Genomic DNA, 14784 nt, shown 5'->3' with positions numbered 1-14784 from the left:
GACACTAGTCGCGCGTCAGCTTGCGGTGAGTCACTCTGTGCGGCCTGGCGGCTTCGACGCCGAGTCGTTCCACCTTGTTTTCCTCGTACGCCCCGAAGTTGCCCTCGAACCAGAACCACTTGGCCTCGTTGTCCTCGTCGCCCTCCCACGCCAGGATGTGCGTGCAGGTGCGGTCGAGGAACCAGCGGTCGTGCGAAATCACCACCGCGCAGCCGGGAAACTTCTCCAGCGCGTTCTCCAGCGAGCTCAACGTCTCGATGTCCAGGTCGTTGGTCGGCTCGTCCAGCAGGATGAGGTTGCCGCCCTCCTTGAGCGTCAGGGCCAGGTTCAGCCGGTTGCGCTCGCCGCCGGACAGCACACCGGCCGGCTTCTGCTGGTCCGGGCCCTTGAAACCGAACGCCGACACGTAGGCCCGCGACGGGATCTCGGTCTGGCCGACCTCGATGTAGTCCAGCCCGTCGGAGACCACTTCCCACACGGTTTTCTTGGGGTCGATCCCCGCGCGGGTCTGGTCCACGTAGCTCAGCTTGACGGTCTCCCCGACCTTGACCGTGCCGCTGTCCGGTTGCTCGAGCCCGACGATGGTCTTGAACAGAGTGGTCTTCCCGACCCCGTTGGGGCCGATGACCCCGACGATGCCGTTGCGCGGCAGGGTGAACGACAGGTCCTTGATGAGGGTGCGCCCGTCGTAGCCCTTGTCGAGGTGTTCCACCTCGACGACGACGTTGCCCAGCCGCGGCCCGACCGGGATCTGGATCTCTTCGAAATCGAGCTTGCGCGTCTTCTCCGCCTCGGCGGCCATCTCTTCGTAGCGCTGCAGGCGGGCCTTGCTCTTGGCCTGACGCGCCTTGGCGCCGGACCGGACCCAGGCCAGCTCCTCGGTCAGCCGCTTCTGCAGCTTGGCGTCCTTGCGGCCCTGCACCGACAGCCGCTCGGCCTTTTTCTCCAGGTAGGTCGAGTAGTTGCCCTCGTAGGGGTAGGCGCGACCACGGTCGAGCTCGAGGATCCACTCGGCGACGTTGTCCAGGAAGTACCGGTCGTGGGTGACCGCCAGGATGGCGCCCGGATAGGCGGCCAGGTGCTGTTCGAGCCACTGCACGCTTTCGGCGTCCAGGTGGTTGGTCGGCTCGTCGAGCAGTAGCAGGTCCGGTTTGGACAGCAGCAGCTTGCACAGCGCCACGCGGCGGCGCTCACCGCCGGACAGATTGGTGACCGGCTCGTCGGGCGGTGGGCAGCGCAGCGCGTCCATCGCCTGTTCGAGCTGGGAATCCAGGTCCCATGCGTCGGCGTGGTCCAGCTCCTCTTGCAGCCGGCCCATCTCCTCCATCAGCTCGTCGGAGTAGTCGGTGGCCATCAATTCGGCGACCTCGTTGAAGCGGTCGAGTTTGACCTTGATGTCGCCCAGGCCCTCTTCGACGTTGCCGCGCACTGTCTTTTCCTCGTTCAGCGGCGGCTCCTGCTGCAGGATGCCGACGGTGGCGTCGGTGGCCAGGAAGGCTTCGCCATTGTTGGGCTTGTCCAGGCCGGCCATGATCCGCAAGACGCTCGACTTGCCGGCGCCGTTGGGGCCGACGACACCGATCTTGGCGCCCGGGAAGAAGCTCAACGTGACGTCGTCCAGGATCACCTTGTCGCCGTGCGCCTTGCGGACCTTCTTCATCGTGTAGATGAACTCAGCCATGCCGCGGTTTTGCCTTTCTGGTCTTTGAGAGAGTTCTCGCGACCATCCTAGGCAACGCGCGGGGGGCCGGATCCCGCAGCTAAGCCGACAGCGGCAGCAGCCCGGTGTTGGCGGACTCGACGCTGCCATCGGCGTCGGCGTCCTCACCAGCGGCGTCGGCCGCATCCGTCGGGGGTGTGGCGGCCTCGCCGCTCGTCGGACCGGTGTAGCCGGGCCTCTCGATGCGCACGATCGCGCGGGACACATCGGGCCCGACGGAGGTCGCACGCATCTCCAGCGACGAGCGGCGGTTGCCGTCGCGGTCTTCGTACTCGCTGGTGTAGACGTGGCCCACCACGATCACCGGTGCACCCTTGCCCAACGCGGCGCCCACGCCGGTGACCAACTTGCCCCAGCAATTGACGTTGATGAACAGCGAGCTGCCCGGCTCCCAGCCGCCGTCGGCCGTGCGCCGCCGGGAATTGCTGGCGACGCGAAACTTGATGACCTCCTGGGTGCCGACCTGTCGGCGTTCGGGGTTGTTGACGATGTGGCCGACGACCGTAAGCGGTGTCTCGAACATGGGCTGATCCCTTCTCGGTTTCATTTCTTCCTTGGCGCGGTGACCGCATCACCGCCCTATCCGATCGCCATTCAGCCCGGCACCACAGACGGGTTCGGCATTGAAACGACGTCCCACCTGCTGCACCTGTGGAGAAAACCGTGACTGTGGATCAGTCCGCTGGTCGGTGCGATCGCGCGGGAGGACTACCTGCACTGGCAGACGCCGACCGTGCGGTGCTCAGCGGATCAACAAGCTCATCAAAGACGCTCGCCGGTCTCCGCACGAGGGCATCGGTAAGCCGGAACCATTGAGATACGGGCTGGTCGGCGCTTGGTCTCGACGCATCACCGAGGAGCACCGGCTCGTCTACCGCATCGTCGGCGATGACCTCCAGATCCTCGAGAGCGATACCACTACGCCTAGGGGGTTGCTCGCGCCGGCGCACGAGCGTAACCACACCGCTTGAATCCACCGGGCCGGAAATCGCAGTCAGGTTACGCTCGCGGGCTACCGCTACGGCCCGGCGTTTCCCTTCGCGCCAGTTCGGCCAGCATCGCGTTGTAGGCGGTCAGCTCGGCGTCGTCGTCGAGTTCGGCCGCCCGGTCCAGCCGCCGGGCGGTGCGCTTGTCGCTGCGCGCCCACTGCACGAGCAGCGCGATCATCACGACCACCAGCGGCACTTCGCCTGCGGCCCAGGCGATTCCGCCGCCCAGGTGCTGATCGCCGATCAGGTCGGTGTGCCAGGGCAATCCGAGCGAGCGGTAGTAGTCGGCGCCGAGCACCTTTCGGGTGCCCATCAGCACCACCCCGAAGAACGCGTGCAGCGGCAGGGACGCGAACACGACGCCGACCTTGGCCAGCGGCGGGATCGGCCGCGGGGTGGGGTCCACCCCGATGACGATCCAATAGAACACGTAGCCGCTGATCAGGAAGTGCACGTTCATCGCCAGGTGTCCGGCGTGGCTGCTGACCGCGGTGTCGAAGAGGTTCGAGAGGTACAGCCCGTAGAACCCGGCGATGAAGAGCACGGTGGCGACGATCGGGTTGGTGACGAATCGTGAATACCGGCTGTGCAGCGCGGCCAGCAGCCATTCCCGCATCCCCGGCGGATCGTCGCGGCCGGCGGCGGGCAGCGCCCGCAGCGCCAGGCTGACCGGGGCGCCCAGCACCAGCAGGATCGGCACCAGCATCGAGAGCCCCATGTGGGCGACCATGTGCATACTGAACATCGCCGGCATGTAGCGGCCGACTCCCGACGACGTGACGAACAGCAACGCCAGGCAGCCCAGCAGCCAGGCCACGGTCCGCCCCGGCGGCCAGCGATCGCCGCGGCGGCGCAGCCGCACCACCCCCGCCACATACAGCGCGGCGAAGACGATCGCGGCGGTGCCGAAGATCAGGTCGAAGCGCCAGTCGAACAGGATGCGCGCCGGCGTGGGCGGCCCGTCGAAGTCGTAGCCGATCTCGGCTTCCGGAATCGTGGGCAGCCGGGCGGGAGGCGGTGGCGGTGCCGTGCGGCCCAGCCCGACGGCGATGCCGAACGTGAGGCCGAACACCGCGGCCTCGATCAGCGCCAGCCTGATCAGCGCCCTGCGCGCGTGGGGCCGGCTCGCGTCCGCCTGCAACGCGGCAACCGTGGAGCGCCGCTGGCGCCACCCGAGGGCTCCCAGCGCGCACAGCGCGACGAACTTGGCGACCACCAGCCGCCCGTAACCGGTGGTCAGCAGATCCGACGGCAGCACACGCACCAGCGCGTTCACCAATCCGCTGAGCGCCATCGCGATCCAGCACCACAGCGCAACCTTCGAGAAACGCCGCGTGGCCAGCCCGATATGGTCACCGCCGCGCAGCGCGTGGGCGAGCAGGGCGAGCAGACCGCCCGCCCACAGGCTGGCGGCGACGAGGTGGATCAGCAGGCTGTTGGTGGCCAGGTCGTGCGAGCCGCCGGCCGACGAGTGACCGGTGAGCCCGAGCGGAATCAGCGTCGCCAACGACGCGGCGAGCAGCACCGGCGTCCAGGACCAGCGCAGCACCCACAGGCTCGCCAGCGTGACCACCGCGGCCAGGATCGCGGTCCAGCGCCAGGCGGAGGCGGTGTTGATCAAACCGGCCAACGACCAGATCGTGCCCGGGTCGAGGTCAGCCAGCCGGTGCCCCGACACGTCGGAGATGGTCAGCGGGACCAGCAGCGCGGCACACACCGCCCACGCACCCGACGCCACCGTCCCCACGCGGAGGGCGCGGTACCCGCCGGTGTCCAGGACGCCGCTGCTTTGCGGCGGCACCAGGAACGCCGCGAACAGAAACGACCCGACGGCCAGGACGGCGGCGATCTCCCCCGCCGCCCGGACGAAGGGCAGCCCCAGCGTGGTTGCCGGACCCGGATCGGGCAACCCGGTGGCCGACAGCGCGTCCGCCAGCGACAGCGCCCCGATTCCCGCGGCCGTGCAGCCGGCCAGCACGGCGACGCCGATCAGCAGCGGCCACACCAGCGCGCGGGGTGTGGCTGCGGACCGGTCGACCGTCATACAGTCAGGGTATTGGCGCCCGCCCGGGCTACGGAGCCTGGCTGTCCAGACGCGTTTTGGCCTCGCGGGCGACGAACTGATTCCGCGCGATCCGCCCGACGTAGTCAAAGTCATGCAAGATGTCGCGCAATTCCCGCCGGAACGCGATCCGGCGGTCGGCGAGATCGTCGGCGGCCGCGACCAGATCCTGGTCGACCACGACCTGGTAAGCGGTGGCGAACAGCAGCGTCGACACCGACTCGCTGCTGCGGACCCGGGTCTGGGCCACGTACTGCCGGCCGACGCCCAGCGCCAACGCCGTCAGCTCCTTCTGACCGACATCGGCCGGCGCATCGCGCAACACGTCGGCGACAATCTCGTACGCCTCGAAGAACACCCGCAACATGGCGTCGGACATCAAGGGACGCTTGGCGAACAGCATCGCCTCGATCTCGTCGCCGCCGGCCGTGACATGGGCCTCCCAGTTGTCGTGCCACGCCATCTCTTCGGCAATGTGTTCTCTGAACGTCGCCGAGTCGGCGAAGTAAAAATCGAACTTCAGCAGGTCACGCAGCCGCATCGCCTGGACCCAGAACGCCTCGACCCGATCGCCCTCGACCCGCCTGGCGTGGGCGAGCGCGAGTTCGACGATCGAGGTCTCCAGGAAGGCGTGGATCACCGAGTTGCGATAGAACGCCGCGGCGTGTTGCTCGTTGGGCCCGATCAGCCACACCGGCTCCCGGCCGCCGTCGACCCGGGTGATCGGGTGCCCGTTGGACAACGCGTCGACCGCGGCCAGCACCCCGTCGCGGGTGCGCAGTCGCAAAGCGCTCGTCGACATCGGGTTGTGCTTGCGCTCGAGATAGTCCAGCGAGTCCTGCAGGGTGTGGTGCAGCTGGCCGAGTGTCAACGCCGCACCGCGGGTGGTCAGCAGCAGCGCGCACACCAGACCCGTCGCCGTCACCGGCGTCGCCTGCAGAATCCGCCACGCCACCTCGAAGGACATCTTTTGCAGCGCAAGCCTTTTGGCGTCCCGATCCTGCGCGAGCGGACCATGCGGCGGTCCGAGGTACTGCCGCATCGAGACCGCCTCGGGGAAGCGGACGTAGATCTTGCCGTAGTTGCGTTCGCCTTGGGCCCTGATGAAGTTGTAGAGCCACCCGACGCCCTCCGGCGTCTTCTCGCCGCCGCGGGCGTAGGCGGCGTATTCGGCGGTCTCGTGCAGCTGGTCGAATCCGATCGACACCGGCTGCAGCAGGATGTCTTCGCTGCGGCCGTCCAGGTAGGCGTCGACCACATAGGACAGCAGACCCAGCTTGGGCGGCAACATCTTTCCGGTGCGGGAGCGGGTGCCCTCGATGGACCAGCTCAGGTTGAACCGTTTCTCCACGATGTAGCCGACGTACTCGCGCAGCACGTACTTGTAGAGGGGATCGCTGCCGATGTTGCGGCGGATGAAGATGACGCCGGAGCGGCGCAGCAGCGGGCCCATCACCCCGAACGACAGGTTGATGCCGGCGAACACGTGCACCGGCGGGAGCCGGTTCTCCTGCATCGCCACCGGCACCACGGCGCCGTCGATGTAGGAGCGGTGCGAGAACAGCAGCACCGCCGGATGGGTTTCCAGTGCGGTGCGCATGGCCGCGATTTGGTACTCGTCGTAGTCGATGTCCGGATCGAACCCCCGGCTGAGCGCCCTGCCGAGGACGCCGACGAGGTCGACGGACACCCGGCTCCAGCCGGTGGCGAGTTCGTCGAGCATCTTCGCGGCTTCCTCGACGGTGGCGCCCGGGATCCTCTTCAGGCCCGCGCGAAACCGCGTGGACGCCAAGATCTCCGGTTTGACGAGCCGCGGGGACTTGTATTGCGGTCCGAGGATTCGGTATTCGGCGCGTTCCAGCGCCAGGATGGCGCGGCGGGTGACGAAGTGCGCGAAGTCGTGCTTGTCCTCACCGACGGTGGTGTCGCGCCACTGCTGGCGGAGTTCGGAGACCTTGGCTGGCTCGCCGGCCACCACCCGCGCGCGTTGCGGGTCGTTGCGCACGATGTGTCGTTGCTGACGTTGGTTGGGGTGGTAGGGATCCTGACCGGGAAGCAGCCCGGCCAACTGGGCGAGCCTGCCGCGATTGGCCGGCGGCAGCCAGAACACCCGCACCGGCACGACCGACCGGTCGTCATTGGATTCGGACTCGAGCCGCTCGGCAAGCTCGGACAGCGCCGCCGCCGCCGCATCGGGTGGCGGCAACGCCAACACCTCGAACGCGGCATCCGGGGCACCGGCGCGTTGCCGGCCCACCCAGGCCATGACCAGCTCCCGCTCGACCGGGGAGGTCATCGACGCCAATATCAGCGAGTCTTGGAGGGCAAGCGCTGCGCTGATATCCGCGGCCGGTTTGGTCACGGCCGCCCTCGGGGCCGTTGCGCCTCACCGTCGTTCAGCGCGACCTTGGACGCGTTCGGGTTCGCCTTCGCCGGCTTCGGTCCGGGTGCGGCCCTCTTGACGGGTGCCTTCTTGGCCGGTGCTTTCTTGGCGGGGGCTTTCGCTTTTGCCGGGGCTTTCTTCGCCGCCTTCTTCTTCGCGTACAGACCGACCTCGGGCAATTCGTCAACGGGCCAGTTGGCCAGCGTGTCCAGATACAGCTGACGCACCTCGGCGATGTGCTCGGGCAGGGTCTCAATCGTCCAGTCCTGCACCGAAATCGGCGGGAACACCGCGACGTCGACCGTACCGGGGTTGATCACGGTGGAGTTTCGGGCGGCGACGATCTCGGCGTTGCGGATGACGATCGGCACGATCGGGATCCCCACCGCCATCGCGATGCGGAAAGCCCCCTTCTTGAACGGCCCCACCTCGGTGGTATCCACGCGGGTGCCTTCCGGCGCGATCACGATCGACAGGCCTTTTCTGGCCAGCTCTTCCATCTGGTGCAGCGACTCCACCGCGGCGACCGGGTTGTCGCGGTCGATGAATGCGGCGTCCATCGCCTTGCCGATCGTGCCCATGATCGGATCTTTGGCGAGTTCCTTCTTGCCCACCGCCGTCCAGTTGTCGCGTACCAGCGCGCCGGTGATGACCGGGTCAACCTGGTTGCGGTGGTTGAAGATAAAGACCGCCGGACGTTGCGCGGTCAGGTTCTCCTCGCCGATGACATTGAGCTGCACCCCGGCGATCGCCAGCGACAACTGGGAGAAGGTCGACGTGAAGAAGTTGACACCCCGCCGCCGGCTGCGGGTCAACATGCCGATTCCCACCGCGCCGGCGGCGACCGGGAACATCGAGCCTAAGCCGGCGAGCGTCCGTATCTGGCGCCGCAGGCCGAGGCGGCCCCGGCTGTCGAACCGCAGGATCGGCCAGCCGCGGCGCTTGGCCACGGCCGCCATCTTCCCCTCGGGGTTGGTCGGCCTCGGGTTGCCGACCAGGTACATCAGGGCGACGTCCTCGTCGCCATCGGCGTAGAAATAGCTGTCCTTGAGGTCGATGCCGTTCTCGGCCGCAAACCGTTGCACCGCAGCGGCTTTGCCCGGCCCCCACAGGATCGGCTTTTGCACGCCGCCGGTGAGCATCCCGTCCTCGTTGGTCTCGAACTTGTTGGTGAGCATGTTGGAGATCCCGAGGAAGCGCGCCACCGGGTTGACCTGGATGGTCAGCGCCGACGAGCTCAAGACCACGGTGTGGCCCCGGGCCACGTGGGCCCGCACCAGCTCGCGCATTTCGGGATAGATCCGCGACTCGATCCGTTGGGCGAACAGCCGCTCGCCGATCTCCTCCAGGTCGTCCAGCAGTCGCCCGGCCAGCGCCGCGGCGGCCTTGCCGATGAGGTCCTCGAATTCGATGCGGCCCAGGGTGTGGCTCAGGCCCGCCTGCACCATGCTGAGCAGCTCCCCCACCCCCATGTCGCGGCGCAGCAGCCGCTCCTGGGTCAGGATGACGGCGGTGAAGCCGGCGACCAACGTCCCGTCCAGGTCGAAAAACGCGCCGATCTTCGGCCCGGGAGGGCTGGCCATGATCTCGGCGACCGACCCGGGCAGCCGCATGTCCGGCACCGGCTTGGCCACGCCGCGCTCTTGTGAGGCGCTCATGAGCCCGCCACCGATCGAGACGAAACGGCCGGCTCGGCGAACGAGGCGGGCACCGCGCGGGGCGCCGGGTCGCCGGCCAGCGCGAGGATCTCGTCGAAACCCTCCAGCAGGCACTGGGCGAACAGCGCCTCGTTGCGCACGGCGGCCCTGTCGTAGCGCACGGTGATCGTGCACCAGCCGCCGCGCGAGATCAGCACCACCATCATCGCCACGCCGGGCAGCGGGCCGATGCCGTACTGCCGCAACACTTTTGCGCCGGCGATGTAGGTGTCACCCGGATAGACCGGGACGTTGCTGGCCTGCACGTCCGAGCCGATGACCGAGCCGGTGATTCCCTCCAGCACCGCGGTGGGCAACACGCTCAGCACCGGCGCGATGGACCCGATGATGTTCATGGCGGGTTCGTCGCGCCGCTGGGTCATCTGGGCCCGGATCTTCTTCATCCGCGCGACGGGATCGGCGGTGCCCAACGGCGCGGCCAGGTTGACGCCGGTGAACCGGTTGCCGCCGGCCGTGTCGGCCTCGGCCCGCAGGTTTACCGGCACCGCCATCGGCAGCGTGCTGATGGGCACGCCGAGGGCCACGTGGTAGCGCCGCAGGGCGCCCGACAGGCCAGCAAGGTAGGCGTCGTTGATGGATCCCCCGCCGGCCTTTGCGGCCTTGTGCAGGTCGGAGAGCGGGATGTCGATCGCTTCGGTGCGGGTGGCAAGGCTGCGCCGGCGCAGCAGCGGCGACGGCTCCGCGGCGCGGTTCATCACCCGCACGCCGGACATGGCGTAACCGACCGCCCCCCCGACCGTGGACACGGGGTCGAGCACCGCCTTGCCGGCCGCCGACACCGCCCCCGCCACGGCGCCCACGATGCCGCTGACGATGGCGAAGGGCAGGCGGTTGAAACCCTGCCGCATCAGGTCATTGGGCGTCAGGTCCTGCGGAATGGGTTGTGGGGGCGCCGGCCTGGGCGGTGGATCGCGCTCGAGGTCATAGATCTCGGCGAACATCTCCACGCCGCCGACGCCGTCGGTGACCGCATGGCTGACGTGCAGCAGCATCGCCGCCTTGCCGCCGGCCAGGCCCTCCACCAACGTGGCCGTCCACAGCGGCCGGGATATGTCCAGCGGCGACTGCAGGATTACCTCGGCGAGGTCGAACACCTCGCGCAGGGTTCCGGCCCCGGACACGCGCACCCGGCGCACGTGGAAGTCCAGGTTGAAGTCGGGATCGACCACCCAACGCGGAGACGCCGTCGGCAGGGTCGGCACGACCACCTTTTGCCGCAGCCGCAGCACCCGCCGGGAGGCGTTGTCGAATCGGGTGCGGAACCGGTCCCAGTCCGGCGTCGATTCCAGGAGCTCCAGCGCCATGATCCCCGACCGGGTCCGGGGATTCGCTTCACCCCGATGCATGAGGTAGTCGACGGGCCCAAGCTCGTCGGGCAACTGAATGGCCCCGACCGACTCAGCCATGTCCAACCCGACGCGCCAACGTTGTCACCGCCGACCAAGCCTCCTGCCTCGGACCTGCCAACCAAATCGTTCACCCAACGCTAGTCGGGTTGCCCCGGGGGTGAAAGGCGCGATCCGGTGCGCGGAACTCGATGGCCGCTCAGCTGGCGGTGGTTGCCGGCACCGGCATGGAATCCATCAGTGGGTAAGCGCGCCGCCCATAGACGACGCCCAGGAAGTCGGCGACGGCGCCGGCGGCCAGCCGCGATCGCACCGTCGGGGTGATGTCGAATGCGTGGTGCGCGTTGGCGAGTTCGGCGTAGCCCACCGTGGCGGCCCCGGCCTCGCGCAGCGCCGCACAGAAGGCCCGGGCCTGGCCGCTGGGCACCAGTTCGTCCTTGTCGCCGTGCAGCACGAAAAACGGCGGAGCCTGGTTGTGCACGTAGGTGATCGGCGACGCCGCCCTGAACCGGTCCGGGTTTTCGTGGTAGCGGGTCTTCAGGACGAAGTGCTCGAGGAACGGCAGCATCAACTCGTGCATGTTCTCGGCGTCGGTGAAGTCGTACACGCCGTAATAGGGCGCGACGGCCTGGACTGCGGTGTCGGCGTCCTCGAAGCCTGGTTGAAACCTCGGGTCGTTCGGGGTGAGCGCGGCCAGCGACGCCAGGTGTCCGCCCGCCGACCCGCCCGTGATCGCCATGAAGTCGGGATCGCCGCCGTAGTCGGCGATGTTCTGGCGGACCCACGCGATCGCCCGCTTCACGTCGATGAGGTGCGTCGGGAACGTGCAGCGCGGGCTCCTGCTGTAGTTGATCGAGACGCAGATCCAGCCGAGTTCGACCATACGGCTCATCAGCGTGTAGGCCTGATGGCGTTTGCCGTTGACGGCCCATGCGCCCCCGGGGACCTGAATCAGCACCGGCGCGCGGCGACCGGGCGCCAGGTCGTGGCGCCGCCAGATGTCGAGCAGGTGCGCGCTGCCGCCCGGGCCGTAGGGGATGTCGGAGGTTTGCGCCGCGTACCTGCGGTGCGGCCCGGGCCTGCGCAACAAACCGCCGGGCGAGGCGCACTCGGACTGGGCGCACGCCGGGTGACGCACCAGGTCGCGAAAGTCCGGCCCGAAGCACTCCTCGAGCGCGGCCGTGAGGGCCTCATCGGCTTTCTGCGCGGCCCACGAGGCGCCGACGCGGCCAATCGAGGGCCGCGAGACCCGGGATAACGCGTGGCCGGTCACCACGTGCGGGGGAAACTCCGTGGACAGCCAGCCGGCGACCCAGCCGACCGCGAACGGTGAGCCGCGCAGCAACAAGGCGCCGGCCCGGTAGGTGTCTCTGGCATCAGCAGCCAGCCGCAGCGCCTGGGCACCGGCCCACGAGCACCGCGAAGTCAAGTTCAAGGCCACGCTCATTCGACGCACCCCTCGACGTTATGCACACGCTTCGTTGCGGTTAACGGCTGTTTATCAACCGGTGTTGTACGTGTGTCGAGGCTCACACGATAACCGATAAGCGCGGCGCGGGAAGACCTTTCGGGCGCGTCGCGCTCGGCGAGTCCTTCCGGCGTGTCGCGTTCGATAGACTGACCTGCACATTGCCTCCGTAGCTCAGGTGGATAGAGCAAGGGCCTTCTAATCCCTAGGTCGCACGTTCGAGTCGTGCCGGGGGCACTGGTCAGAGGCGGTTTCGGGCCCGCTGATAATGCGGGTCATCGTCTATTCATCGTTTATGTCCGCCACAGTGCGCTCCAGCAGGTCAGCGACCGGGGTGTGGACGCGGCCGCGGGACACGTAGCGGTCTTGGCTCATGGACACCTTGGCGTGCCCGAGATGATCGGCGCCGGTGCGTGCCGAAAGTCCCGCGTCATCGATGAGCGTCGCCATGGTCTTGCGGAAGCTGTGCGACGTCACATTGGGCATCCCGAGCTCGTCGCGTACGGCACGCCACGCGGTGTTGAAGTTCTCGGGGTCACGAAGCGTTCCGCCGCAGGATGCGAAGATCGTTTGCTGCTGGCCGACGTACGGGCGTTTGCGGCGGTCGGTGAGAGCCGTCACGGCGAATAACGCAACGGAACGATGCGGCGGCCAGCGGCGGTCTTGGTCTCGTCGATCCGTGTCAGGCGCCTCCACGCTGGCGTACCAGCTTGCCGGTCACCACGATGGTGCCCGCGTCAGGGTCGTAGTTGCGGGGCCCACACGTTGGACAATCCGCGTCACCCCGTCGGTGTCGCGATAGCGAGAGCGGGCTGATATGTAGGTCAGTTTGTCAAGGGGGCAGGGTGAAGCGGCGGCCGTGACCGTCGCCGTGACCGCCGCTTCGTTGACCAGATGAGTTTCGCTGTCGGGGTCGAGCGTGTCGTGCCGACGCGTGTCAGTCTGAAATGCGCGGGTTGGTTACCGCAGGACGGTACCTTCGAATCGGAGTTGGCCAGCGGGTCTAGAGTCGAGCGTGATCCGTTGTGTGACAACGTGATTGCTCATAGCCCTATCGCGGGTCACTCCAGGACGCTTGCCGCCCCTTGGCGTTGTTCATCTGGACGATTGTTGGTGTCAGTCGGGCATGACGGCCAGTGACCAGCACCAGCCCGCGAGTTCGCGGGCGATGGCGGCCGCTGGGATCTTGCCTCACCGGCGGCGCGGGCCCGGGGCCAGGCGGCTAACCGGCGACGTTGGCGATGATTGAGCGTTTCTGGCGGGCGTCGAAGCATCGCGCCGAAATATGCCACTGCCGGCGCGATCGAGCCTCAACCGCTAAAGACGCAGGGCCTGAGCTGTTGCTGTAGCCACTTCACCGCGCAGATTCGTGATCGGCGGCAGATTGTCTCGCGGATGGATTGAGTTGGCGAGCAGGATTACGTAGGTATCTGAGCCTGGGTCGATCCAAAGCGTGGTTCCGGTATAGCCGGTGTGGCCAAAGCTACCGATGGGAAAGATCTTGCCTCGCACGGAATAGGCCGTATCGATATCCCAGCCAAAGCCGCGCAGGTTTTGTCCGTTGATCGCCGGATAGCGCGGAGCGAGCAGCGGATCTGTTTTGTTTGGTGTCTTGGCGATGGCTTCTCGGCTGGCACGGTTCGCTGCGTCGAGTTGTTCAGCCGTATGTCCGGGCTGCTGCGGGGTCGTCATTAACTCGAGGGTCGCTTGCTTCAGCGGAAAGCTGCTCGGGCGGTCCGCAAGCCGATCAAGCAGGGCCTGCGCATAGAGGCTGACATCGTGCGCCGTCGAGAACACACCGGCATGCCCGGCCACCCCACCCATGCGGCGCGCCGTCGGGTCATGCACTGTGCCCCGAAGCAGGTAATCATAATCGGGATTCTTGCTCGGATCGGTTTTGCTTTCGTCGTCATGTGTTGTTGGTGCGATGCGCGACAAAAGACTGGTGCTCCAAGTCCTCCCCGCGGGACAGGCGACCAGCGCGCGCCCTTCTGGCGCGGGAGCCCACGCAATCGCGGCTCCTCTCATCGTGTGTGGACCACATGCTTTGGCCGGCGGAAGATAGTGGGTGTCTGCCATGCCAAGCGGCGCAAATACGTTTTGCTGAACGTAGGCGTCTTCTGCCTCGCCGGTGACTTTCTCGATCAGCGCGCCAAGCAGAACGTAGTTGATGTCGGCGTAGCGGAAAACCTCACCGGGACCCGACTGCAGCGGCGTGGTGAGCGCACGGTGAATGCCTTCTGTTTTATCGGCTCCGTCCAGTCCCCACGGATCTTTGAGGCTTACGTCTCCCGTGTCTCCCGCTATGCCTGAAGTGTGCGTAAGCAACATGCGAACCGTCACCTTTGCCCGCTGTGGATCGTTCGCCGTGTTGAAGTCAGGCAAATACGTCTGCACGGGATCGTCGAACGCAACCTTGCCCTGTTCGTAAAGCTGCATGACGGCAGTCGCCGTCGCGAGGCACTTCGTCAACGATGCCATGTCGAAGACCGTGTCCTCGGTCATCGGCTCTGCAGGTGCAAGCGATCCATCTAGCCCCGGTTCGCCGGCCAGCTTGCGGGAGCCAAAAGCCTGGTGGAAGACGATCTTGCCGCCGTGGCCGATCACAACCACAGCGCCCGGCAGCCTATGTGCCGCAATCGCATCGTTCATCAGCTTTGACACTGTTGCGAACTCAGGTGCCGGGGCCGCATCCGGCGCCGGCGTTGCCCGCGCGCTTGTGGGATCCTCAGCCGGCGCCGGCGTTGCCCGCGCGCTGTCGCTTACCGCTGTGTGCGCTGAATTTCCCTGCGAGCAAGCCACAGCGAGTGTAAGCAGGACAGTTCCGATAGCGATGGCCTTTCGCACAGATGGCTTACCGAACATTAGCCACTCCGGGTTGACGCCAGCTTCAGGGTTGAGACATCTACGGCCCAGGCTATGTGACCGTTGCAGTCCGCGGTCATGATCTGCGGGAAAACGGCGACTCCTACGGTAATCTTGCATATTCCGTCGTATTGCTGGACCGTGCAGCGGGAGAGCGCAGTCGGACTGACTACGACGGTCGCCGCCGCGCACGCAGCCTCTGGGCACAGGACGACCGTTTTATCGGGCTCTGA

General features: G+C 67.1%; 9 protein-coding genes, 1 tRNA gene and 1 pseudogene. 2 read left to right on the top strand and 9 right to left on the bottom strand.

The window, feature by feature from the left end:
- Positions 1 to 4: 4 nt before the first annotated feature.
- Together ettA and VMD50_RS21355 are read right to left on the bottom strand one after the other, a co-directional pair.
- Positions 5 to 1681: an energy-dependent translational throttle protein EttA gene (gene ettA / locus VMD50_RS21360; RefSeq protein ID WP_325430453.1), complete on the bottom strand. Its 1677-nt coding sequence runs from the start codon at positions 1679 to 1681 to the stop codon at positions 5 to 7.
- Between the two features lie 79 nt (positions 1682 to 1760).
- Positions 1761 to 2243, bottom strand: a complete 483-nt coding sequence (locus tag VMD50_RS21355; RefSeq protein WP_325430450.1) for a single-stranded DNA-binding protein — start codon at positions 2241 to 2243, stop codon at positions 1761 to 1763.
- Positions 2244 to 2393: 150 nt separating this feature from the next.
- Between VMD50_RS21355 and VMD50_RS21350 the strand changes: the two are divergent.
- Positions 2394 to 2648 (top strand): annotated as a pseudogene (locus tag VMD50_RS21350) (Txe/YoeB family addiction module toxin).
- 71 nt (positions 2649 to 2719) lie between these two features.
- Here the strand turns inward: VMD50_RS21350 and VMD50_RS21345 are convergent.
- The 5 genes from VMD50_RS21345 to lipQ form a co-directional block, all read right to left on the bottom strand.
- Positions 2720 to 4753, bottom strand: coding sequence for a bifunctional copper resistance protein CopD/cytochrome c oxidase assembly protein (locus VMD50_RS21345; RefSeq protein ID WP_325430449.1), 2034 nt, complete (start codon positions 4751 to 4753; stop codon positions 2720 to 2722).
- Between the two features lie 28 nt (positions 4754 to 4781).
- Complete coding sequence (locus VMD50_RS21340) at positions 4782 to 7133, bottom strand: glycerol-3-phosphate 1-O-acyltransferase (protein ID WP_325430447.1); 2352 nt, start codon at positions 7131 to 7133, stop codon at positions 4782 to 4784.
- Positions 7130 to 8812: an HAD-IB family hydrolase/lysophospholipid acyltransferase family protein gene (locus VMD50_RS21335; RefSeq protein ID WP_325430445.1), complete on the bottom strand. Its 1683-nt coding sequence runs from the start codon at positions 8810 to 8812 to the stop codon at positions 7130 to 7132. Before VMD50_RS21335 ends, VMD50_RS21340 begins: the two co-directional genes overlap by 4 nt.
- On the bottom strand, positions 8809 to 10278 hold the full coding sequence (locus VMD50_RS21330) for a WS/DGAT/MGAT family O-acyltransferase (protein WP_325430443.1): 1470 nt from the start codon (positions 10276 to 10278) through the stop codon (positions 8809 to 8811). Before VMD50_RS21330 ends, VMD50_RS21335 begins: the two co-directional genes overlap by 4 nt.
- 139 nt (positions 10279 to 10417) lie before the next feature.
- Entirely contained in the window at positions 10418 to 11665 is a 1248-nt protein-coding gene (gene lipQ / locus VMD50_RS21325; protein WP_325430441.1) for an esterase LipQ, read from the bottom strand.
- Between the two features lie 184 nt (positions 11666 to 11849).
- Between lipQ and VMD50_RS21320 the strand changes: the two genes are divergently transcribed.
- Positions 11850 to 11923, top strand: a tRNA-Arg gene (locus VMD50_RS21320).
- Positions 11924 to 11968: 45 nt separating this feature from the next.
- Here the strand turns inward: VMD50_RS21320 and VMD50_RS21315 are convergent.
- Both VMD50_RS21315 and VMD50_RS21310 read right to left on the bottom strand, forming a co-directional pair.
- Positions 11969 to 12307, bottom strand: coding sequence for a tyrosine-type recombinase/integrase (locus tag VMD50_RS21315; protein ID WP_325430439.1), 339 nt, complete (start codon positions 12305 to 12307; stop codon positions 11969 to 11971).
- A gap of 696 nt (positions 12308 to 13003) precedes the next feature.
- Positions 13004 to 14551 carry a serine hydrolase domain-containing protein gene (locus VMD50_RS21310; RefSeq protein WP_325430437.1) on the bottom strand — a complete coding sequence of 516 codons (1548 nt, stop codon included), beginning with the start codon at positions 14549 to 14551 and terminating at the stop codon, positions 13004 to 13006.
- Between the last annotated feature and the right edge of the window lie 233 nt (positions 14552 to 14784).

This window comes from Mycobacterium sp., assembly GCF_035506235.1.
Taxonomy (GTDB): domain Bacteria; phylum Actinomycetota; class Actinomycetes; order Mycobacteriales; family Mycobacteriaceae; genus Mycobacterium.
Note: the sequence above shows the minus strand (reverse complement) of the source record. Positions and strands in the feature narration are given on the sequence as shown.